Genomic DNA, 23,620 nt, shown 5'->3' with positions numbered 1-23,620 from the left:
CCCCATGCGCCTGTTTCGCTCATTGACCTTGTTGTTGACCCTGGTCGCTCCCCTGGCGTTCGCCGACGACCTGTATCAGGTTGAAATGATCCTGGTACGCCAGAACGCCGAGCCGGCGATTGTCAGCCGCGCCGCACCGGAAGACTGGGACGCCGGCGCGCAACGCCTGGGCGCGGACAGCCAGCGCACGCCGGCCTTGGGCAACGTCGTCGAGAAACTCACCGCCAGCGGCCAATACACCGTATTGATGCACAAGGCCTGGCAGCAGACCCTCGGCGAACAGGGCCGAAAAGTCGCCATCAGCGACGGTACTGAACAGTTCGGCCAGTTTCCCATCGAGGGCACCCTGGAACTGAAACTGGGGCGTTTCACCGACGTGGATGCCGATTTCTGGGTCAACCAGATCGACGCCAATGGTCTGGTCACCGCCAGCGAGCGCCTCAAACAGCAGAGCCATACCAAGAATGGCCAACTGAACTTCCTCGATAACGGTCACCTCGGCCTGTTGATCAAGATCACTTCGCTGACTGCGCCCGCACCTCGGCAGGCACCTGAAGTCATTCCGGACTGATTGGCGCGCCTATGCCCTCGCCCCTGAGCAAACCCCTGGCACCTTCCTGGGTCAATCGATTCAAGGAACAGAGCCTGGAGCGCGGGCGCCGTTATGCGCTGGAAAACCGCGTCAGGATCGTCGAGGCCGGCGACAGCACCATCATCGCCAGCTGCGAAGGCTCTGGCGGCAGCGTCTACCGTCAGACCATTCGCCTTAAAGAGTCAGCCAAGGGCACGCTGATTCTGCTCGAAGCCGCGTGCTCCTGCCCGGTGCGCATCAACTGCAAGCACTGCGCGGCCGTGTTGCTGCAAGTCCAGGAAACCCTGGCCTACCCGGCCGCCGAAAAGGACGCCCTCCTGCTGGAGAAACTCCAAGCGGTGCTGGACAACCGCAGCCCCAAGGCCCCGCCACAAGTGCTGGTGGACAACGTGCAGCCGGTGCCGCGCCTATGGCTGGCCAGTATCGAGTTCAGCGCCTTCGAGCCACGCAACGGCAAGATGCAGCGCTACATCCAGCACCGCGCCGCCCTGTCCTTCAGTTATCTGGATGAATACGTCAGCGGCCAGCGCAACACCGACGTGCTGATTCGCCAGGAAACCCAGACGTTGCGGATAAAACGCCACACCGATGTGGAACAGTCCTACCGCGAACAACTACGAATCCTGGGCTTCAAAGTCGCGACCCGACAAAGCAAGGCCCTGCCGGAAAGCGCCGGCGAACTGTACGAAATGGTCAACGACAGCGCCTGGCTGACCTTCACCCTCAACGACCTGCCGAAACTACGCACCCAGGGCTGGGAGTTGCAGATCGACGAGGACTTCGGCTTTGACCTGACGGCGGTGGACGAGTGGTATGCCACGGTCGAGGAAACGCCGGAGCGGGACTGGTTCGACCTGGAACTGGGGATCATCGTCAATGGCGAACGCCTGAGCCTGCTGCCGATCCTGTTGAACCTGATGCGCTCGCACATCGAATTGTTCAATCCGGAACGCCTGGCCCGGCGCCGGGACGATGAACTGATCCTGGTCAACCTGCCCAACCGCCCGAACTCGGAGTTCGGCCCGCAGCAAGTGGCCCTGCCCTATGGCCGGCTGAAACCGGTGCTGGCGACCCTGGGCGAGTTTTACCTGCAAGAGCCCGGCACCACCAAACTGCGCCTCAACAGCGCGGACGCCTTGCGCCTGAACCCGCTGCAGGACATGCCATTGACTTGGGAGGGCGGCGAACACATTCGCGGCCTGGCCCAACGCCTGCGGGACATCAAGGATTACACCGCCACCGCGCCAGAAGGCCTGAACGCGACGCTGCGGCCTTATCAACTCGAAGGCCTGAGCTGGATGCAGTCGCTGCGACAGCTGGAAGTCGGCGGCATCCTCGCGGACGACATGGGCCTGGGCAAAACCCTACAGACCCTGGCGCACATTCTCAGCGAAAAACACGCCGGTCGCCTCGACCGGCCGTGCATGGTGGTGATGCCGACCAGCCTGATTCCCAACTGGCTCGACGAAGCGTCCCACTTCACGCCGCAGCTCAAGGTCCTGGCGCTTTACGGTGCGGGACGCAAAAAACATTTCGAACGGCTGGTGGATTACGACCTGATCCTCACCACTTATGCCCTGCTTCCCAAGGACGTCGAGCGCCTGAAAGCGCAGCCACTTCACGTGCTGATCCTCGATGAAGCCCAGTACATCAAGAATCCCACCAGCAAAGCCGCCCAGGCCGCCCGCGAGCTCAACGCCCGCCAGCGGCTGTGCCTGTCCGGTACGCCCCTGGAAAATCACCTGGGCGAATTGTGGTCGCTGTTTCACTTCCTGTTGCCGGGCTGGCTCGGGGACGTCAAGAGTTTCAACCGCGATTACCGTGTACCGATCGAAAAGCGCGGCAGCGACGTACGATTGCAGCACCTCAACGGTCGGATAAAACCTTTCCTGCTGCGCCGGACCAAGGAACAAGTGGCGACGGAGTTGCCACCCAAGACCGAGATCATCCATTGGGTCGAACTCAGCGACGCCCAGCGGGACGTCTACGAAACCATGCGCCTGGCGATGGACAAGAAAGTCCGCGACGAGATCACCCGCAAAGGCGTGGCCCGCAGCCAGATCATCATCCTCGAAGCACTGCTCAAGCTGCGCCAGGTGTGCTGCGACCTGCGCCTGATCAACGACGCCACCCTGCCCGCCCGAGGCAGCACCTCAGGCAAGCTCGACAGCCTGATGGAAATGCTCGAAGAGCTGTTTGAAGAAGGGCGACGGGTGCTGCTGTTTTCGCAGTTCACGTCCATGTTGGCGCTGATTGAAGATGAGTTGAAGAAACGCGGCGTCGACTACGCCATCCTGACCGGCCAGACCCGGGATCGACGCACGCCCGTCAAGGAATTCCAGAGTGGCAAGCGTCAGATCTTTTTGATCAGCCTGAAGGCCGGTGGTGTAGGCCTGAACCTGACCGAGGCCGACACCGTGATTCACTACGACCCGTGGTGGAACCCGGCCACCGAAAACCAGGCCACCGACCGTGCCTACCGCATCGGCCAGGAAAAACCGGTGTTCGTCTACAAGCTGATAGCCCGAGGCACGGTGGAAGAGAAAATCCAGCTGCTGCAAAAGGAAAAATCCGACCTCGCCGCTGGCGTGCTGGATGGACGCGTGGCCGGTGATTGGAAATTGCAGAGCGACGATATCGAGGCGTTGTTCGCGCCGCTGCCGGACAAGCTCGAGAAGCGCTGACACTCCCTCAACTCAGCCTGGGTGTCCCTGAGCCTGGTGTTCACCGCAGAGCCACTGTGGGAGCAGAGCTTGCTCGCGATAGCGGTGGTTCAGTTGATGCAGATGTTGACTGTGCAGCCATCATCGCGAGCAAGCTCGGCTCCCACAGGGGATTTTAAGCGCCCGCAATGCCGGAGCCCACCCCAGTTCCAAAATGTGGGAGCGAGCTTGCTCGCGATAGCTGACTATCAGGCGACATCCCCCGTAAATGTGTCGGTGAATCAGGCCTTGGGCAACGGTGCAAACAACGCTTCGATATCGCTCTGCTCAAGCTTCCACCCAGCCGTCGTGCCACCATCCAGTACACCGCCGGCCAACGCAGCCTTATCCTGCTGAAGGGCCTGTATCTTCTCTTCCACCGTACCCTTGGCAATCAGTTTGTAAACAAACACGGGTTTATTTTGACCGATCCGATAAGCCCGGTCGGTCGCCTGGTTTTCCACCGCCGGATTCCACCACGGATCAAAATGAATCACCGTGTCGGCAGCCGTCAAGTTGAGCCCCGTACCGCCGGCCTTGAGGCTGATTAGAAACAGCGACACCTTGCCACTCTGAAAATCCCTCACCGGAGTGCGGCGATCCGTGGTGCTGCCAGTCAACAACGAATAGGCAAGGCTGCGCTTTTGCAGCTCCTCCTCAATCAGGGCCAGCATCGAGGTGAACTGGGAAAACAGCAGAATCTTGCGCCCTTCGCTGAGCAATTCTTCGAGCATCTCCATCAAACTGACCAACTTGCCGCTGCCGGAACGTAGCGCCTTGGCAGTCTGTACGGTATTGAGCAACCGCAAGTCGCAGCACACCTGGCGCAACTTAAGTAACGCATCGAGAATGATGATCTGGCTACGGGCCACGCCGCTGCGAGCAATTTCGTCGCGCACTTTCTTGTCCATGGCTACACGCACGGTTTCATAGACATCCCGCTGCCCGCCGCTGAGGTCGACCCAATGAACGATTTCAGTCTTGGGAGGCAGCTCAGTAGCGACTTCTTCCTTTTTGCGCCGCAGTAGAAACGGTTTTATCCGCGCCGTAAGGTGGCGCATTCGCTCGCTGTTGCCGTGTTTTTCGATGGGCGTGCGGTAGTCTCGGTTGAAGCTTTTGCTATCCCCCAACCAGCCGGGCAGGAGGAAATGAAACAGCGACCAGAGTTCGCCCAAGTGATTTTCCAGGGGCGTACCGGACAGGCACAGTCGCTGGCGAGCGTTGAGTTCCCGGGCGGCCTGGGCAGCCTTGCTGGTGGGGTTCTTGATGTTCTGTGCCTCATCGAGAATCAGCACACTCCAGGCCTGGGGTTTCAGCACCTCCAGATCCCGCGGCAATAAGGCATAAGTCGTCAGAACCAGGTCGTACTGTGCAAGGCTGGCGAAATCTTTTTGCCGGGCCGCGCCATGAAGCGCCACGACGTTGAGCTGCGGCGTAAAACGTGCCGCTTCGTCCAGCCAGTTGGGAATCAAACTGGTGGGCATGACCGCCAGCGCCGGGGCATCCAGACGCCCGGCGTGCTTCTCGCAAAGCAGGTGAGCCAGGGTTTGCAAGGTTTTGCCCAAGCCCATGTCATCGCCCAGGATGCCGCCGACTTCCAGCTCCCGCAGCGTCTGCATCCAATTGAGCCCTTCCAACTGATAAGGTCGCAGCGTGGCTTTAAGTCCCGCCGGCGCAGGCACATGCGCGTGAGTCGACTCATGCAATCGCTTGGCGAACGTGCGCAACCGCTCCCCGCCCTGCCAGGTCAATGGCACGTTTTCGAGCACATTCAACCTGGCCGCATCAAAGGTATTCAACCGTATCGAGTCACCCCGATGCTCCTTCATGTACAACTCACCAAGCGTTGCCATCAGCGGCTTGACCCGCCCATACGGAAACGCGACCTTCACACCAGGACCCGCCGTCAACTTTCCACTGTTGAGGTCAAGCAACATCAACTGATCGTCACTGCGCCGATCAAGATTGTCAGGGTCCATCATCTCGGGGCTTGAGCGAAGCAGATAAAGCAAGATCGGCAGCAAGCTGTGCCGTTTCCCATCCACGACAATACCCAGTTGTAAATCGAACCACTCTCGGCCGGGAGACTCCTCGATGTCGGCGTACAACTGCTCTACCGGTTGCAGATCGAAATGAAAGCCCGCTTCGATCTCGATCTGCCAATTGGCGGCACGCAATCGCGGCAGGCCTTTATCCATGAAGGCCAACCAGGCGTCGTCATCCGCCATTTGAAATAGCTCACCTGCGATGTCCGCCAGCGCAAGGCTTTTGCGATTGGCTTTCTTGAAACCTCCCTTACGCAGAGCGGTGCGAAAGGCTTGTTCGGCATCCGGCTTACGCTGAATGCGCAAAATGTCGGTTCCAGACAGGATCGACAGTTCGGTGGGTGCTTTGTCGTCCGCCACATGACCATCATAAATAAAGGTCAGTGCCGCGCGATGTTCCGGAACAGATTTCCAGTGCCGGAACTCGAGTGCACTTCCCAACGTCAACACCGCTCGCGGCTCGACACCTTCGATAATGCGCTCAGTCAATTCTTTCGGCGGCGGGATAGGTCGGTCTACAGCATTGATTCGATGACTGAAGAGCACGACATCTCGAGCGGGCACCTCAGGCGCAAGGCATAAATGGCACGCCAATTTGTCGTCCATTTCATAAGACAGCCGGCCAAGTTCTTTGCGCGACAAATCCAGATAATGAAGCGGCTCAAGCACCAGGACGTTATCCAGTACCTGGTCGCCACTGCGCCACCGAGACCGATAGTTGCCGTTGGCTTGCTCTGCCCAGAAAAACTCCGCGTTTTTTAGCGGACCTGCGCTCAATGGCTCCGGTGGGTCGCAATCCATGAACAAGCGTGAGGACTGCAATGCCAGCGCCAGCACCTCGGCGCCACTGCGGCCCTGCAACGGGAAACTGTTCTGGCTGTGATAATGCTGACTGCTGATAAGCGACTGAGCAATTTGTTTGTCGACCTCGGACATATAATCCGGAAAACGATTCAGCATGTCCGTCAGTTGGCTAAACGCTTTCACATCCTTCGGGGAACCATCATCGAGCTGGCGCCCCTTGAAGAGCTCTAAAATCCACTGCCCTAAGTGCGTATTCTTGAGTTTGTAGAAGATCCGGACATCGGCGTCTTTTTTACCGGGTAGCGAATCGGCGTCCTGCTTCGGAATACACTTGATCCAGGTTTCAAGTTCAGAATTCAGGCGCTCGCTGGCGGAGCCGGCCTCCAATGCTTGCGGATTCCACGTTAAATGGAACATGACGGCAGCGCAGTGCTTGCAGCTGTCGCCGACCGGGCACGAGCATTCGTAACGAACGCTGTCGTATCCCCGATAACGAGTGAGCTCGATCCGCTGCTGATAAAGATTATCGCCGCCACCTTCGCATTCAGCGTAAATCGATTGGGCCTCTATCCGCAGTACACGTACCCGATTTCTCTCGGCGTAGTCGAACCCGCGCTCAAGGTAACGCGGATGAAAGGATTCTGCCCAATCACTCTCGAGAAGCGCCTCAATTGGCTGTGTCATGGGCGCTACCGATCATTACTTATACCTGTCACGACAATCCCTTAATCAATAAGCTGCGCAGCTCTCAGTGCGCCGAGCGCCGTCAGCCAGTGTGGGTCCTGGCGGTATTCCGTGGAGGCACAGGCCTGGCCGCGCATGCGGGCGATCCGCGCCGAAGGCTTGACCTTCAGGCGTTGGGCAGCGCTCAGGGCCAGCTCCGCGGCGGCGCGATCGTTACACACCAGGCCCATGTCGCAACCCGCCGTCAAGGCCGCCTCGATACGACTGGCGGCATCACCGACCACATGAGCCCCGGCCATCGACAAATCATCGCTGAAGATCACACCGTCAAATTGCAACTCGCCGCGCAGGATGTCCTGCAACCAGCGGCGGGAAAAACCAGCTGGATTGGCATCAACCTGCGGGTAGATGACGTGGGCCGGCATGATCGCGGCCAGTTGCTTGCTCAGCTTGGCGAACGGTACCAGGTCGCTGGCGCGAATCTGCTCGAGGCTGCGCTCATCGTTCGGGATCGCCACATGGGAATCAGCCTCGGCCCAACCATGACCCGGGAAATGCTTGCCAGTGGCCGCCATCCCGGCGGCGCTCATGCCACGGATGAAGGCACCGGCCAGCAACGCCGCGCGTTCGGGATCACCTTCGAAGGCACGACTGCCGACGACGGCGCTGCGCTGGTAATCGAGGTCCAGCACCGGGGCAAAACTCAGGTCGAGACCCACCGCCAGCACTTCGGTAGCCATGATCCAGCCGCACTGCTCGGCCAGGTATTCGGCGTTCGGGTTGTCGGCGATCGCCCGCATCGCCGGCAACCGCACAAATCCTTGGCGCAACCGTTGAACACGGCCGCCTTCCTGGTCCACCGCCAATAGAAGGTCGGGACGGATGGCGCGGATCGACGCACTCAATTCGCGCACCTGACGTGGATGCTCGATATTGCGGGCAAAAATGATCAGGCCGCCTACCTCGGGCTGGCGCAACAGGTGGCGATCTTCGGCCGTCAGCCAGGTACCGGCGACGTCCACCATCAACGAGCCTTGCAGGCCAGCAGTCATAGCATTTCCTTAATAACGATGAACCCGCGCGGTGACACAGACACGACCACACCGCCAGGCCCAAGGCCCGGCAGGTCGCGGTCATGAAATATAGAATGGAACGGGTTCGAAACAAGAGTCGGCATGGGCGGTTAGCTTAGCGGATGTAGGCAGCCACGCCCACCCGTGCGCTCAAGCCTTGGCCAGCGCCGGCGTCGATTTGCTGCGTGGACGCAGTTGCGCGGCCGCCATGGCCTCATCGGTGACGCCACTTTCGGCACGCATGCCGGCTGCCAGGAACGGCACCATCAGGCGCATCACCTGCTCGATGGAGGTGTTCACACCAAAATCGGTTTCAGCGATGGCCCGCAGCGCTTTGATACCGGACATGCTGAACGCAGCGGCGCCGAGCATGAAGTGCACCCGCCAGAACAGCTCGATAGGCGGAATGCGCGGTGCGGCTTCGTTGACCAGCAGCATGTAGCGACGGAAGACCTTGCCGTACATGTCTTCCAAGTAACGCCGCAGGTGGCCCTGGCTCTGGCTGAACGCAAGGCCCAACAGGCGCATGAAAATGGACAGATCGTTACCGCTGCGCGGTTGCACGACGAGGGCTTGCTCGACCAGGATTTCCAGCAGTTCTTCCAGAGTTGGCTTGACGTCGGGCTTGGCCTGGCGCCGCTCCAGTTCACGATCGAGGCTGAGGCAGAAAGGCCCGAGGAACCGCGAGAAAACCGCCTGGATCAAGGCTTTTTTCGAGCCGAAGTGATAGTTCACCGCCGCCAGGTTCACCCCGGCCTTACTGGTGATCAGACGCAACGAGGTTTCGGCGAAACCTTTTTCCGCGAACAACTGCTCGGCAGCATCGAGAATGCGTTCAACGGTTTCCGATTGGGCCATGGTTACTCCGCCTGACAAACACTTGTTTGAAACATACGTTTCAGCCTAGGGGTTGTCAAGCCTGCCGGGGCGTTTTGCGAACGGTCGGTCACGTATTTAACCACACCTTTTCTCAGGTGGTAGCCCTGCCCCAACCAACAAGCCGACCGACCGTCCAGCGGCCCGCGAAAAAAGGAGGATTGCCAAGCGGCGTCCACTGTATATAATCCCAGTCACTGTATAAAAAGACAGAGCGATCAATATGCTAAAGCTGACGCCACGCCAAGCAGAGATTCTGGCCTTCATCAAACGCTGCCTCGAAGACAACGGCTACCCGCCGACTCGCGCGGAAATCGCCCAGGAACTGGGTTTCAAGTCGCCCAACGCGGCTGAAGAACACCTCAAGGCGCTGGCGCGCAAGGGCGCGATCGAAATGACCCCGGGCGCATCCCGTGGCATTCGCATCCCTGGCTTCGAAGCCAAGGCCGACGAAACCACCCTGCCGATCATTGGCCGGGTCGCGGCAGGCGCACCGATCCTCGCCCAGCAGCATGTCGAGGAATCCTGCAATATCAACCCTTCGTTCTTCCATCCCCGGGCCGATTACCTGCTTCGGGTACACGGCATGAGCATGAAGGACATCGGTATCTTCGACGGTGACCTCCTGGCCGTCCACACCACCCGCGAAGCCCGCAATGGCCAGATCGTCGTGGCGCGCATCGGCGACGAAGTGACCGTCAAGCGCTTCAAGCGCGACGGCAGCAAGGTCTGGCTCATTGCCGAGAACCCTGAGTTCGCCCCCATCGAAGTGAACCTGAAAGACCAGGACCTGGTCATCGAAGGCTTGAGCGTCGGCGTCATTCGCCGCTAAAGGAGGCTTTATGCAGTTCCCTCACACACCACAACACACACAACTTCCGCTGTTCGAGGCATTCATGGCCCAACCGCTGGTTCCAGTCCTGAAAGAGGTCATCGAGTCGCCCTGGGGCGTCGAACCCGAGGCTTTCAGCGAACTGTCGTTACGTGGTGCGGCCGGAAACTGCCTGAACCTGCTGGCGCCGATTCTGCGAGAACTCAGCCAGGACCAGGATGCTCGCTGGTTGACGCTGATCGCGCCACCGGCCAGCGTTACCCAGGCCTGGCTGCGGGATGCCGGCCTGAACCGTGAACGCATCCTGTTGCTGCAGCCACGGGGTACCCAGAGCGCCCAACAGTTGACCTGCGAAGCCTTGCGCCTGGGCCGCAGCCACACTGTGGTCAGTTGGCTCAACCCATTGACCGCGACCGCACGGCAACAGTTGATCAGCGCCGCCCGCACCGGGGACGCACAAAGCCTGAATATTCGATTGGGCTAAGACAAACGCGGGGCTTCTCCAAGACAGAGAAGCCGGTCAGTCACATTTTTCAAAAAAGCCGACAGGCGGGATTAATGAAGGACCCGCGGCCCCTCTTCCTTGTTGAATTCGCCTTCAACCAGGCGACCGGCCATCTGGACGCCCACGCTCAGCATCGCCTTGGCGACTTCGACGTGTTGGCCTTGGAGGAACACCTTGGCATCTTCGGAGAAGTTCAGGGTAACCAGAGAACCCTCGTCCTCGGCCCTGCGCAGCTCGATGCGGCCATCAGGAAGTTCGACAATTTCTAGAAAGGACGTAGGCATAAAAGTCTGTTCTCCACGAAAGGCGAGGATTATATAGTCATCGGCCAGGCTCCGCTCGGGATCTTGACCAAGCGTTATCAATGGACGTAAAGGGCCGAAGGGAAACTCAGCACTCGTTCAACCCTTCACGAAAGCGTATCGCCAAGCTCTTGAGGTTCTGGCGCCAGCTCTCCAGCTCTTCCCGGCTCAGCTCCTGCTCGGGATCCTGCTCGTCCAGATTGACCGCCACGATCAACGGCTGGGTCACGTCCCCCTTGGGCTTGCGCGGGGCTCGTGGCGGCTCGAACAGCGCCGCATGGGCCGCCAACAGCTTTGCCAGCCAGGTTTCCGGGTTGTGTGCCAGCTCGACCATTTCGGCCATTTCCGGGATGGCGATGGTTTCCAGCACTTCGCGGGTCAACAGCAGCTCGGCCCGCGGCGCATTCGCTTGTGGCAGGCGATAGAAACCAGCGATTTCATGGCATAACCCCAACAACGCACCGTATAGGTGAAACAGCGCGGACTCACGCCCTGCCTGGAGCAGCGCCGGGGAATTCATCGCACGCCCGTCTTCGGCCCGGGAGAGCGCTTCGAGCGACAGACCGGCGAAATAGATTTTCTGATTGGTGCGGGTATAGAGTTCGTGGGCCATGGCGGCATCTCCCCAACGAAATGAAAGCTTCACGCAAGTGCGACAGTGTCGTGGATCAACCAAGGCCACTGCAAGCCAAAAACAAAAAGGCCACATGAAAACCTATGGGTTGTCATGTGGCCTTTTTGTTCAGTCGGGCCCCATCGAGGATGGCTGTGCCGCCCAGCGGGAGCAAGCTCCCTCGCCACGGGGTCCTCGCTTAGCCCTCCTTCTTAAACAGGCGTTCAATCAACGCTTGTCTTCAACCGTCCACTTACCGCCGTCGTAATAGGCCTTCCAGCCGGTCGGCTTGCCGTCGACTTCGGTCTGCACGTACTGCTCCTTGGTCTTGCGGCTGTAGCGAATGACCGCCGGACGCCCTTCCGGATCCTTCTGCGGTGCTTCACAGAGGAAATGGTACTTCGGATCGATCTCGTCCTTGTGCGGCACGATCTCCATCACCAATGGCGCACGGGTCTCACGGTTTTTCGGGAACTGGCTGGCTGCCAGGAACAGGCCGGAGGCGCCGTCACGCAGGATGTAGGTGTCGTTGACCTTCTCGCATTTGAGCTCAGGCATCTTCACCGGGTCCATCTTCGGCGGCGCCGCGTCCCCGCTCTTGAGCAGTTTGCGGGTGTTCTTGCAGGTCGGGTTGGTGCAACCGAAGAACTTGCCGAAACGGCCGGTCTTGAGCTGCATCTCGCTGCCGCACTTGTCGCATTCCAGGCTCGGGCCTTCGTAGCCCTTGATGCGATAAGTGCCCTCTTCAATCTCGTAGCCGGCACAGTCCGGGTTGTTACCGCAGATGTGCAGCTTGCGCTTTTCATCCAGCAGGTAGGCATCCATCGCCGTGCTGCAGATCGGGCAGCGATGCTTGCCGCGCAGTACCAGGGATTCCGATTCGCCCTCGTCGTCCGCAGCGATTTCGTCGCCCGGCACCAGGTTGACGGTAGCCTTGCAGCGCTCCTTGGGCGGCAGGCTGTAGCCCGAGCAACCGAGAAACACGCCAGTCGAGGCGGTACGGATTTGCATCGGACGCCCGCAGGTCAGGCACGGGATGTCGGTCATGACCGGCTGGTTGGCGCGCATGCCGCTGTCAGGGCTTTCGGCTACTTCGAGTTTTTTCTTGAAGTCGCCATAGAATTCGTCGAGGACATTTTTCCAGTCCCGTTCGCCCTGAGCCACATCGTCGAGGTTTTCTTCCATGCCGGCGGTGAAGCCGTAGTCCATCAGGTTCGAGAAGCTCTCGGACAGACGCTCGGTGACGATGTCCCCCATCTTTTCCGAATAGAAACGACGGTTGTGCAGCGCCACATAACCGCGGTCCTGGATGGTGGAGATGATCGCGGCGTAGGTCGAAGGACGGCCGATGCCGCGTTTTTCCATTTCCTTGACCAGGCTGGCTTCGGAGTAACGGGCCGGCGGCTTGGTGAAGTGCTGGGTCGGATCGAGCTTGATCAGCTTCATCACGTCGCCCTGGGCCATGTCCGGCAGGACATCGTCATCCCCAGGCTTGGTGATTTGCGGCATGACGCGGGTGTAGCCGTCGAACTTCAGGATGCGCCCCTTGGCGCGCAGCTCGAAGTCGCCGGCACCGACGCTGACCGTGGTGGACAGGTATTGCGCCGGCAGCATCTGGCAGGCCAGGAACTGGCGCCAGATCAGCTCGTAGAGACGCTCGGCATCGCGCTCCATGCCCGACAGCTTGCTTGGCTCGGTGTTGGCATCGGACGGACGAATCGCTTCGTGAGCCTCCTGCGCGCCTTCCTTGCTGCTGTAGACGTTCGGCGTGTCCGGCAGGTACTTCTTGCCGAACTCGCTTTCTATATAAGTGCGCGCCATCGCCACGGCATCGACCGACAGGTTCGTCGAGTCGGTACGCATGTAAGTGATGTAGCCGGCTTCGTACAAACGCTGGGCCATCATCATGGTTTTCTTCACGCCAAAGCCCAGGCGATTGCTCGCGGCCTGTTGCAGCGTGGAGGTGATGAACGGCGCGGACGGCTTGCTGCTGGTCGGCTTGTCTTCGCGCTTGACGATGCTGTAGCTGGACGCCTTGAGCTTCTCCAGCGCCGCCGTGGCCTGGGCCTCATTGAGCGGCTTGAAGGCTTCACCCTTCTCGCGGGCCACGTCGAAGCGCACAGTCGCGCCCTTGGCAGTGCCGAGGTCGGCGTGGACTTCCCAGTACTCTTCAGGGATGAACGCCCGGATTTCCCGCTCGCGCTCCACCACCAGCTTCACGGCCACCGACTGCACGCGACCAGCCGACAGGCCGCGGGCGATCTTGGCCCACAGCAGCGGCGAAACCATGTAGCCCACCACACGGTCGAGGAAACGCCGCGCCTGTTGGGCGTTGACCCGGTCGATATCCAGCTCGCCCGGCTGGGAGAAGGCTTCCTGGATGGCCTTCTTGGTGATTTCGTTGAACACCACGCGCTTGTAGCGGCTGTCATCCCCACCAATGGCTTCGCGCAGGTGCCAGGCAATGGCTTCCCCTTCGCGGTCCAAGTCCGTCGCGAGATAGATGGTGTCGGCATCCTTGGCGAGCCGACGCAGTTCTTCGATGACCTTTTCCTTGCCTGGGAGGATCTCGTACTTGGCTTTCCAGCCGTGTTCCGGATCGACCCCCATGCGTGAGACCAGCTGCTTGCGCGCCTTGTCTTTCGGCGACAGCGCCGGCGCTTCACCGGCAGCAGCCTTGCCGCGCTTGGCGGCTGGCTCCTTACTGGCGCTAGCCGAACCGCTGGTGGGCAGGTCTCGGATATGGCCGATACTCGACTTCACCACGTATTGGTTGCCCAGATACTTGTTGATGGTCTTGGCCTTAGCCGGGGATTCCACAATGACCAGCGATTTGCCCATGGATCAGAAAATTCCTGAATTCTAAAAAGTGAAAGGCGGTTGGCGCCTGACGCGGCACCGCTATATATAGTGGCTGCAAGGTGAGGTCAAGCGCAGGGTTGCCCGCATGCCGGCCTCAAGGCTTGGAAAAAATGCTCTCCTCGGCCTGCACCAAAGCAAAGCGTGGCACCTGTTCGCCGTCAACCTCGACGGACTCCTCGAACATGCTCAAGGGGCGCACCCAAAAGCCGTAATCGCCATACAGGGCTTGATAGAAGACCACTTCCTCCTCGGTCTCGGAATGCCGCGCGATGCTGAATACGCGGTACTGCGGACCTTTGTAATGCTGGTAGAGCCCAGGTTGTATCGGCATGCTTTGGCCCTCACTCAAATCTTTTCAAAATAAAAAACAAATCTTTTTGTACTAACCCCGAAAAAACAAAAACCGGGGCACTTGGCCCCGGCTTCCATCGACGCAACGCTTAGACGCGTTCGAAGACAGTGGCGATGCCTTGGCCGAGGCCAATGCACATGGTCGAGACACCGAAGGTGCCGCCATTCTGCTTCATGACGTTGAGCAGCGTGCCGGAGATACGCGCACCGGAGCAACCGAACGGATGACCCAGGGCGATCGCACCGCCGTGCAGGTTAACCTTCTCGTTCATCTTGTCGAGCACTTTCAAATCTTTCAGCACCGGCAGGGCCTGTGCGGCGAAAGCTTCGTTGAGCTCGAAGAAGTCGATATCGGCGATACTCAGGCCTGCACGCTTCAAGGCTTTCTGCGTGGCCGGTACTGGACCATAGCCCATGATCGCCGGGTCCACACCCGCCACGGCCATCGAACGAATCACTGCCATCGGCTGGATACCCAGGTCCTGGGCACGCTGGGCCGACATCACGATCATGCACGAGGCACCGTCGGTGATCTGCGATGAAGTACCAGCTGTCACGGTGCCACCCTTCGGATTGAAGGCCGGCTTCAGGGCCGCCAGGCTTTCCAGGGTGGTTTCCGGACGAATGGTTTCGTCGTAGTCGAACAGCTTCAGGAAGCCATTCTCGTCATAGCCCTGCATCGGGATGATCTCGTCCTTGAACTTGCCTTCCACGGTCGCCTTGTGGGCGAGCTGGTGGGAACGCACGCCAAAGGCGTCCTGCTGTTCGCGGCTGATGCCGTGCATCTTGCCCAGCATTTCCGCGGTCAGACCCATCATGCCCGAGGCCTTGGCCGCGTACAGCGACATGTGCGGGTTCGGATCGACGCCGTGCATCATGCTCACGTGGCCCATGTGCTCGACACCACCGACGACGAATACGTCACCGTTGCCGGTCATGATCGCCTGGGCGGCGGTGTGCAGCGCGCTCATGGACGAACCGCACAGGCGGCTGACGGTCTGGCCGGCCGCGGTGTGAGGAATCTGGGTCATCAGCGAGGCCATGCGGGCGATGTTCCAGCCCTGCTCCAGGGTCTGGTTCACACAGCCCCAGATCACGTCTTCGACTTCGTTGGGGTCGACCTTGACGTTGCGCTCCAGCAGCTTGCTGATCAGGTGCGCCGACATGTCTTCGGCGCGGGTGTTGCGGTGCATGCCGCCCTTGGAGCGGCCCATCGGCGTACGACCGAAGTCGACGATCACGACGTCTCTAGGATTCAAGCTCATAAATGTTCTCTCGCTCTAGTCGTTGGGCGCTTAACCGAAGAAGCGTTGGCCGTTCTTGGCCATTTCACGCAGCTTCGCGGTCGGGTGATACAGCGCGCCCAGATCAGCGTACTGGTCAGCCAGGGCAACGAACTCGGCCACACCGATCGAATCGATGTAACGCAGCGCACCGCCACGGAATGGAGGGAAACCGATACCGTAGACCAGACCCATGTCGGCTTCGGCGGCGGTTTCGACAATGCCGTCTTCCAGGCAACGCACGGTTTCGAGGCACAGCGGGATCATCATCCAGTTGATGATGTCCTCGTCGGTGACGTCGCGCTGCTCGTAGACGATCGGCTTGAGCACTTCCAGCACCGACGCATCGGCGACTTTCTTCTGCTTGCCGCGCTTGTCGGTCTCGTAGGCGTAGAAGCCCTTGCCATTCTTCTGGCCCAGGCGCTTGGCTTCGTAGAGCACGTCGACAGCCGAACGACGGTCGTCTTTCATGCGGTCCGGGAAGCCTTCAGCCATGACGTCGCGACCATGGTGGCCGGTGTCGATGCCGACCACGTCCATCAGGTACGCCGGGCCCATCGGCCAGCCGAATTTTTCCATGATCTTGTCGATGCGCACGAAGTCCACACCGGCGCTGACCAGCTTGGCGAAACCGCCGAAGTATGGGAACAGCACGCGGTTGACCAGGAAACCCGGGCAATCGTTGACGACGATCGGGTTCTTGCCCATTTTCTTGGCGTAGGCCACGGTGGTGGCAACAGCCAGCTCACTGGACTTCTCGCCACGGATCACTTCCACCAGCGGCATCATGTGCACCGGGTTGAAGAAGTGCATGCCGACGAAGTTCTCCGGACGCTTGAGGGCCTTGGCCAGCAGCGAGATGGAGATGGTCGAGGTGTTCGAGGCGAGGATGGTGTCCTCCTTGACCTTGTCTTCGACTTCAGCCAGTACCGCTTGCTTGACCTTCGGGTTCTCGACAACCGCTTCGACCACCAGGTCGACATGGCCGAAATCGCCATAGGACAGCGTCGGACGAATGCCGTTGAGCACTTCGGCCATCTTCGCGGCGGTCATGCGCCCCTTGTCGACGCGACCGACCAGCAGCTTGGCGGCTTCGGCCAGGCCCTGCTCGATCCCGTGTTCATTGATGTCCTTCATCAGGATCGGCGTGCCCTTGGACGCCGACTGGTAGGCGATGCCGCCGCCCATGATGCCGGCGCCGAGCACGGCGGCCTGCTTCACGTCACGGGCGATTTCGTCGTAGGCCTTGGCCTTTTTCTTCAGTTCCTGATCGTTGAGAAACAGGCCGATCAGGCTTTGCGCAGCCGAGGTCTTGGCCAGCTTGACGAAGCCGGCGGCCTCGACTTCCAAGGCCTTGTCGCGACCAAAGCTTGCGGCTTTCTGGATAGTCTTGATCGCTTCGACCGGCGCCGGGTAGTTCGGGCCAGCTTGTCCGGCCACGAAACCCTTCGCGGTTTCGAAGGCCATCATTTGTTCGATGGCGTTGAGCTTGAGCTTTTCCAGCTTCGGCTGGCGCTTGGCCTTGTAGTCGAACTCGCCGCTGATGGCGCGCTTGATGGTTTCAAGGGCCGCTTCCTGGAGCTTGCCAGGTTCGACCACCGCATCCACGGCGCCGACTTTCAGTGCGTCTTCGGCACGGTTTTCCTTGCCGGCGGCAATCCACTCGATGGCATTGTCGGCACCGATCAGGCGCGGCAGGCGCACGGTACCGCCGAAGCCCGGGTAGATGCCCAGCTTGACTTCCGGCAGGCCGATCTTGGCCGTGGTGGCCATGACGCGGTAATCCGCCGCCAGGCACATCTCCAGGCCGCCACCCAGGGCGATGCCGTTGATGGCCACGACGGTCGGTACGTTGAGGTCTTCGAAGTCGCTGAAAATACGGTTGGCTTCGAGGTTGCCAGCGATCAGTTCGGCATCGGGCAGCTTGAAGTTGTCGACGAATTCGGTGATGTCGGCACCGACGATGAACACGTCCTTGCCGCTGCTGACGATCACACCCTTGATCGAAGCATCTGCCTTGATAGTGTCTACGGCCTGACGCAATTCATTCAGGGTTAGACGGTTGAACTTGTTGACGGACTCACCCTTGAGGTCGAATTTCAGTTCGACGATGCCACTTTCAAGAGCCTTAACCGTGATGGCTTTACCTTCGTAAATCATCAACTGATCTCCACGATATGGAAGCTGAACAGTACACGTTGGACGCTGGCCACTGGTTCGACACTGACGTTACCGTCGATGCTACGCCAATCCGCCAGGCACACCCGTCAACGCGATAGTCGGGGTCTGTAGGAGCGTTCCGAAAATACAAACGCTCAATTCATACGCCCGTTTGATTTGGGTACGTCACCTTCACGGAATTTCCGACAATTGTCAATCGCCCTAAACACGGGCGAGAACGCGACTTTACGGTCATTTCCGTACCGTACGGATCCGCAACACGGCGCCGCATGTGCAGCTATTCATAGGATCAATCATTAGAAAAATCGCCCTAATTCCAGACATATCGGGTCCAGCCGACTACGCTGTCGGGAATGCGATTGAAATTTCAGGAACGAAGGGCGCTGCGAACGCACGCCCTGACACGAGAAGGATTACCGGCCTGCCTGGCCAACCGCCCGATGAGACTGTCGGGCTTTTTTATGCCCGTAGGAGCTGCCGAAGGCTGCGATCTTTTGATCTTTTGATCTTTCACTTGAGACTCAATGGCCTGGGCAAAGATCGCAGCCTCGCTTCGCTCGACAGCTCCTACGCAGCCAAAGTCGCTCAGGCCAGCGCCTTGAGCGTGCTGGCAATGTCTTGCAAGACACTGGCTTCGCCTTTTTCGCCCCAGTACACCGCAATCATTTGCCGATCGGCTTCGACTTTGTAGACGTTGGCCGGCAATTTTTCGAAATGATTGAGCAAGGACTCATCCTGGCAGACTTCCCGCCACTGATTGGCCCAGACGCCCGGTGCCGTTTGCCAATAGCTCCAACAGGCCGGCTGGTTGCCTCGCCGAGGCCGATAGTACTGGGCACAGGGGTTTGGCGGCTGCTGGCCGAGCCAGTGCGGCCACTCCTGTGGCGCCAGTTGCATGGCCAGGCCCAGGCGTCGCGCTTCCATGCGCAGGGCCATGCGACCGTTCTGTACACGGGACGGACGCAACCATGCCAATGGACTTAACACCACCAACAGGATTGACAGCACTATCCAGACCGTCATATTCGTACTCCCCGATTCTGATGAGCCATTGACCCAGGTCGCCGTCAATGCGCTTGAAACCAGCCATACTTACCGTATCGCAATTCTCTGGAGTGCCTTCCATGTACTACAACCACGTTCTGGTCGCCGTTGACCTCACTGAAGAATGCGATCCGGTCGTCAAGCGCGCCCTCGCCCTTTGCGAAGGCCGAGACACCCAGCTGTCGCTGGTGCATATCGTCGAACCAATGGCCATGGCCTTCGGCGGCGACGTGCCGATGGACCTTTCCCAGTTGCAGCAGCAGCAATTCGACCAGGCCAAGGAACGCCTTGACCGACTGATCGTGAAATACCCGGCCCTGAAGAAGGAGTTCAGCCACTTGACCTACGGCCAGCCACGCCAGGAGATCCATCACCTGGCCAAGGAACAGGGTTGCGACCTGATTGTCGTCGGCAGCCATGGCCGCCATGGCCTGGCGCTGCTGCTGGGCTCGACTGCCAACGATGTGCTGCATGGCGCGCCCTGCGATGTGCTGGCAGTGCACCTGGTCAAGCGCACCTGAGCCATATACCCCTGTGGGAGCCAGCCTGCTCGCGAAAGCGGTGTGTCAGCCAACACCAATGGCGCTGATCGACCGCTATCGCGAGCAGGCTCGCTCCCACAGGGATTGGTTTCTTATCTCAATGGATCAAGCGTCCAGCTCGGCCCAGCGCTCGACCAATGCATCCAGCTCGGCCTGCAGTTGTTCCAACTGCGCGATAACCTTGGCGGTTTCGGCAGCAGGCCGCTGATAGAACCCGGCGTCGGCCATTTCGGCTTCCACCGCGGCGATCTGCTGCTCCTTCGCATCGATATCGCCCGGCAGAGCCTCCAGCTCGCGCTGCAGTTTGTAGCTGAGCTTTTTCTTCGCCGGGGCCGGAGCTGCGGCGGCAACCGGCGCGGGCTCGGCCTTGACCACCGCCGAATTCAGGTCGGCCTTGCCGGACTTGCTCTCGGTGACCCCAAGCAGACGCGGCGAGCCGCCCTGGCGCAGCCAGTCCTGATAACCACCGACGTATTCACGCACCAGGCCTTCGCCTTCGAACACCAGGGTGCTGGTGACCACGTTGTCGAGGAATGCCCGGTCGTGACTGACCATCAGCACCGTGCCGTTGAAGGTCAACAGCACTTCTTCCAGCAACTCCAGGGTTTCCACGTCCAGGTCGTTGGTCGGTTCGTCGAGCACCAGCAGGTTCGCTGGCTTGCTGAACAGCTTGGCCAGCAACAGACGGGCGCGCTCACCGCCCGACAGCGCCTTGACCGGCGTACGGGCACGCTGTGGACTGAACAGGAAATCGCCGAGGTAGCTCAACACGTGACGGCTCTGGCCATCGATGTCGATGAAATCGCGGCCTTCGGCCACGTTGTCGATCACGGTCTTTTCCAGGTCCAACTGATGGCGCAACTGGTCGAAGTAGGCAACGTCGATCTTCGTACCCTCCTCCACCTTGCCATTGGTCGGCACCAGACCGCCAAGCATCAGTTTGAGCAAAGTCGTCTTGCCGGTGCCGTTGGCCCCTAGCAAGCCGATGCGATCGCCACGCTGCAGGACCATGGAGAAGTCCTTGATCAGGAACGGGCCGCCCGGGTGCGCGAAACTCACGTTCTCAAGGACCATCACCTGCTTGCCGGACTTGTCGGCAGTATCCAACTGGATATTGGCCTTGCCGGTACGTTCACGGCGTTCACTGCGCTCAACGCGCAAGGCCTTGAGGGCCCGCACACGGCCTTCGTTGCGGGTGCGACGCGCCTTGATGCCCTGGCGAATCCAGACTTCTTCCTGGGCCAGTTTCTTATCGAACAACGCGTTAGCGGTTTCTTCCGCCGCCAGCGCCGCTTCCTTGTGCACCAGGAAGCTGGCGTAGTCGCCGTTCCAATCGATCAGGCCGCCACGGTCCAGTTCAAGGATGCGCGTCGCCAGGTTCTGCAGGAAGGAACGGTCGTGGGTGATGAACAGCACCGCCCCCTGGAAGTCCTTCAAGGCTTCTTCAAGCCAGGCGATGGCGCCGATGTCCAGGTGGTTGGTCGGTTCGTCGAGCAGCAGCAGGTCCGGCTCGGACACGAGGGCCTGGGCCAGCAGAACGCGACGACGCCAGCCGCCGGACAACTCGGCGAGGGTCTTGTCGGCCGGCAATTGCAGGCGGCTCAGGGTGCTGTCGACCAGTTGCTGCAGACGCCAGCCATCTCGGGCTTCAAGGTCGTGCTGCACGTGCATCAACTTGTCCAGGTCGGCATCGGTGACGATGTTCTGGCTCAGGTGGTGATACTCGGCCAACAGCGCGCCGACCCCGTCCAGGCCTTCGGCGACCACGTCGAATACGGTCCGCTCGTCGGCCACCGGCAGTTCCTGGGGCAATTCGCCGATTTTCAGGCCTGGCGCGCGCCAGACCGAGCCGTCATCGGGCTTTTGATCGCCCTTGACCAGCTTCATCATGCTGGACTTGCCAGTGCCGTTGCGGCCGATGATGCACACCCGCTCACCACGGGCGATCTGCCAGGACACCTTGTCCAACAACGGCATAGCGCCGAAAGCAAGGGACACATCGCTGAATTTGAGCAGGGTCATGAGCTTCTCCAAAAACCGGGCGCGCATTCTACCTGAGATGAGGCCTCAAGGGTCCGCCAATTTCGCCACTGAAGCACTCTGCACGACAAATGTTGCGAACTTGCACCGACAGCCCTGCAAAGCTTTCGCCGGCTGCTGGCAAAAGGCTAAGCTACAGACAGTCACCCTGGGTTAACCCTTGGGCTTGTCATGTTTTTTCTGCCCGGACGTCTCATGCGCAGTCGCCTTTTCAGTGTTTTATCGTGTCTTTTTGTATGTGCCACTGCCGTTCAATCCGCTCAGGCGGTGGATATTTCCACTCAGCGCCAGTATTACAACGAGGCCAAGCGGGCCTTGGCCAAGGGTGATTCCGGCCCTTACTTTCGCTACAGCCAGGCCTTGCGCGATTACCCGTTGGAGCCCTACCTGGCCTACGATGAACTGACCGCGCGCCTCAAGAGCGCCAGCAACGCCGAAATCGAAAAATTCCTCGCCGAGCACGGTGACCTGCCCCAGGCCAACTGGATGAAACTGCGTTGGTTGCGCTGGCTGGCCGAGCGCGGCGATTGGGCGACCTTCGTCAAGTATTACGACCCCAAGCTCAACTTCACCGAATTGGACTGCCTCAACGCTCAGTACCAGCTCAGCCATGGCCTTAAGGCCGAAGGCTATGCCAATGCCGAAAAGCTCTGGCTCACCGGCAAGTCACAGCCCCAGGCCTGCGATGCGTTGTTCGGCCTATGGGCATCCCAGGGCCAGTTGACCGAGCAGAAACGCTGGGAGCGCACCAAGCTGGCCGCCCAGGCGCGCAATTATCCGCTGGCCAACAGCCTGGTCAGCGGCCTGACCACCCTCGCCCCCCGTGGCAAGTTGCTGGTGGACGTGGCGCAAAAGCCTGAGTTGCTCAACCAGCCCTCGCGCTTCAGCCCGGCCGATGAACCGATGTCCGATATCGTCAGCCTCGGCCTGCGTCGCCTGGCCCGCCAGGATCCGGAAAAAGCCATGGCGCTGCTGGATGGCTACGCCAGCACCATGCATTTTTCCCGGGATGAAAAAGTCGCGATTGCCCGGGAAATCGGCCTGACCCTGGCCAAGCGCTTCGACAGCCGCGCCTTGGAAGTGATGACCAAATACGACCCGGAACTGCGCGACGACACCGTTTCGGAGTGGCGCCTGCGCCTGCTGCTGCGCCTGGCCCGCTGGGACGATGCCTACCAACTGACCCGCCGCCTGCCCGAGTCGCTGGCGAGCACCAACCGCTGGCGCTACTGGCAAGCCCGCACGCTGGAGCTGGCGCAGCCGCAAAACCCCGAGGCCCTGGCGCTCTACAAGCACCTGGCCCGTGAGCGGGACTTTTATGGCTTCCTGGCCGCCGACCGCTCCCAGTCGCCGTATTCCCTCGTCAACAAGCCACTGGTGATGAGCCAGGCGCTGGTCAATAAGGTGCGCAACACACCGGGCGTGCGTCGTGCACTGGAGTTTCATGCCCGTGGGGACATCGTGGACGGACGCCGCGAGTGGTATCACGTCAGCCGGCATTTCAACCGGGACGAAATGGTCGCCCAGGCGAAACTGGCCTATGACCTGAAATGGTATTTCCCGGCCATTCGTACCATCAGCCAGGCCAAGTACTGGGACGACCTGGACATCCGTTTCCCGATGGCCCACCGCGACACCCTGGTACGTGAAGCCAAGGTGCGTGGCCTGCATTCGAGCTGGGTCTTCGCAATCACTCGCCAGGAAAGTGCCTTCATGGACGACGCCCGCTCCAGCGTCGGCGCCGCCGGCCTGATGCAACTGATGCCTGGCACCGCCAAGGAAACCGCGCGCAAGTTCAGCATTCCCCTGGCTTCGCCTCAGCAAGTGTTGAACCCGGACAAGAACATCCAGTTGGGCGCGGCCTACCTGAGCCAGGTTCACAGCCAGTTCAACGGCAACCGCGTCCTCGCCTCGGCGGCCTACAATGCCGGCCCCGGTCGCGTGCGCCAATGGTTGCGCGGTGCCGATCACTTGAGCTTCGACGTCTGGGTCGAAAGTATTCCATTCGACGAGACCCGCCAATACGTGCAGAACGTGTTGTCATATTCGGTGATCTACGGCCAGAAGCTCAACTCGCCGCAACCGCTGGTGGACTGGCATGAGCGGTATTTCGATGATCAGTGAGTATTAGCGCAGGCTGTTACTGAGAAGAAAAAATGCCCGCCTCGAAGGAAGCGGGCATTTTTTTGCTCGGTGACTGGGTCGATTGCTGGACCTTGTGGGAGCGAGCCTGCTCGCGATAGCGGTGTGACAGTCAGCATCTTTGTTGCTGATCAGCCGCTATCGCGA

At 60.1% G+C, this 23,620-nt stretch carries 17 protein-coding genes; 6 read left to right on the top strand and 11 right to left on the bottom strand.

From position 1 onward, the window contains the following. The first annotated feature begins 4 nt into the window (after positions 1-4). Positions 5-571: a CsiV family protein gene (locus HU767_RS00920; protein ID WP_186705225.1), complete on the top strand. Its 567-nt coding sequence runs from the start codon at positions 5-7 to the stop codon at positions 569-571. 11 nt (positions 572-582) lie between these two features. Then, entirely contained in the window at positions 583-3,276 is a 2,694-nt protein-coding gene (locus HU767_RS00915; RefSeq protein ID WP_186705226.1) for a DEAD/DEAH box helicase, read from the top strand. 260 nt (positions 3,277-3,536) lie between these two features. Here the strand turns inward: HU767_RS00915 and HU767_RS00910 are convergent, their stop codons facing one another. The 3 genes from HU767_RS00910 to HU767_RS00900 all read right to left on the bottom strand — a co-directional run bounded on the left by HU767_RS00910 (position 3,537) and on the right by HU767_RS00900 (position 8,758). Continuing rightward, positions 3,537-6,827, bottom strand: coding sequence for a DEAD/DEAH box helicase (locus tag HU767_RS00910; RefSeq protein WP_186728219.1), 3,291 nt, complete (start codon positions 6,825-6,827; stop codon positions 3,537-3,539). Between the two features lie 41 nt (positions 6,828-6,868). Next, a complete protein-coding gene (gene nagZ, locus HU767_RS00905) occupies positions 6,869-7,867 on the bottom strand; it encodes a beta-N-acetylhexosaminidase (RefSeq protein WP_186728281.1) in 999 nt (332 codons plus the stop codon). A gap of 183 nt (positions 7,868-8,050) precedes the next feature. Further along, entirely contained in the window at positions 8,051-8,758 is a 708-nt protein-coding gene (locus HU767_RS00900; RefSeq protein WP_013692622.1) for a TetR/AcrR family transcriptional regulator, read from the bottom strand. A gap of 241 nt (positions 8,759-8,999) precedes the next feature. Here HU767_RS00900 and lexA point away from each other — a divergent pair, with 241 nt between their 5' ends. Then, positions 9,000-9,608, top strand: a complete 609-nt coding sequence (gene lexA, locus HU767_RS00895) for a transcriptional repressor LexA (RefSeq protein ID WP_003199651.1) — start codon at positions 9,000-9,002, stop codon at positions 9,606-9,608. A gap of 10 nt (positions 9,609-9,618) precedes the next feature. Then, positions 9,619-10,092, top strand: a complete 474-nt coding sequence (gene sulA / locus HU767_RS00890; protein ID WP_003199648.1) for an SOS-induced cell division inhibitor SulA — start codon at positions 9,619-9,621, stop codon at positions 10,090-10,092. Between the two features lie 71 nt (positions 10,093-10,163). Here sulA and HU767_RS00885 read toward each other — a convergent pair whose 3' ends face one another. From HU767_RS00885 to HU767_RS00855, 7 genes are all read right to left on the bottom strand, one after another. Next, the gene (locus HU767_RS00885; RefSeq protein ID WP_003183419.1) at positions 10,164-10,397 is read right to left on the bottom strand and encodes a hypothetical protein; all 234 of its coding nucleotides are present in this window, start codon (positions 10,395-10,397) and stop codon (positions 10,164-10,166) included. 106 nt (positions 10,398-10,503) lie between these two features. Continuing rightward, entirely contained in the window at positions 10,504-11,028 is a 525-nt protein-coding gene (locus tag HU767_RS00880) for a DUF6586 family protein (protein WP_186728217.1), read from the bottom strand. A 228-nt stretch (positions 11,029-11,256) separates the two neighbouring features. After that, positions 11,257-13,869, bottom strand: a complete 2,613-nt coding sequence (topA, locus tag HU767_RS00875; RefSeq protein WP_186728216.1) for a type I DNA topoisomerase — start codon at positions 13,867-13,869, stop codon at positions 11,257-11,259. Between the two features lie 115 nt (positions 13,870-13,984). Then, the gene (locus tag HU767_RS00870; RefSeq protein ID WP_003199644.1) at positions 13,985-14,221 is read right to left on the bottom strand and encodes a DUF1653 domain-containing protein; all 237 of its coding nucleotides are present in this window, start codon (positions 14,219-14,221) and stop codon (positions 13,985-13,987) included. A 109-nt stretch (positions 14,222-14,330) separates the two neighbouring features. Then, a complete protein-coding gene (gene fadA, locus HU767_RS00865) occupies positions 14,331-15,506 on the bottom strand; it encodes an acetyl-CoA C-acyltransferase FadA (protein WP_053120718.1) in 1,176 nt (391 codons plus the stop codon). 30 nt (positions 15,507-15,536) lie between these two features. Beyond that, positions 15,537-17,684 carry a fatty acid oxidation complex subunit alpha FadB gene (fadB, locus tag HU767_RS00860; RefSeq protein ID WP_186705231.1) on the bottom strand — a complete coding sequence of 716 codons (2,148 nt, stop codon included), beginning with the start codon at positions 17,682-17,684 and terminating at the stop codon, positions 15,537-15,539. Between the two features lie 606 nt (positions 17,685-18,290). After that, a complete protein-coding gene (locus HU767_RS00855) occupies positions 18,291-18,728 on the bottom strand; it encodes a hypothetical protein (protein WP_186705232.1) in 438 nt (145 codons plus the stop codon). Positions 18,729-18,829: 101 nt separating this feature from the next. Between HU767_RS00855 and HU767_RS00850 the strand changes: the two genes are divergently transcribed. Continuing rightward, on the top strand, positions 18,830-19,270 hold the full coding sequence (locus HU767_RS00850) for a universal stress protein (RefSeq protein ID WP_060738415.1): 441 nt from the start codon (positions 18,830-18,832) through the stop codon (positions 19,268-19,270). A 126-nt stretch (positions 19,271-19,396) separates the two neighbouring features. Here HU767_RS00850 and HU767_RS00845 read toward each other — a convergent pair whose 3' ends face one another. Beyond that, on the bottom strand, positions 19,397-21,313 hold the full coding sequence (locus HU767_RS00845; RefSeq protein ID WP_186705233.1) for an ATP-binding cassette domain-containing protein: 1,917 nt from the start codon (positions 21,311-21,313) through the stop codon (positions 19,397-19,399). Positions 21,314-21,526: 213 nt separating this feature from the next. On the opposite strand from HU767_RS00845, the gene HU767_RS00840 reads away from it, so the two are divergent. Next, positions 21,527-23,455 (top strand): transglycosylase SLT domain-containing protein, encoded by a 1,929-nt coding sequence (locus HU767_RS00840; RefSeq protein WP_186728214.1) that lies wholly within the window; start codon positions 21,527-21,529, stop codon positions 23,453-23,455. Positions 23,456-23,620 lie beyond the last annotated feature (165 nt).

The organism is Pseudomonas sp. SWRI179 (genome assembly GCF_014268705.1).
In the GTDB taxonomy this organism is placed as follows: domain Bacteria; phylum Pseudomonadota; class Gammaproteobacteria; order Pseudomonadales; family Pseudomonadaceae; genus Aquipseudomonas; species Aquipseudomonas zanjanensis.
This window is presented reverse-complemented; position numbering and strand designations above follow the sequence as displayed.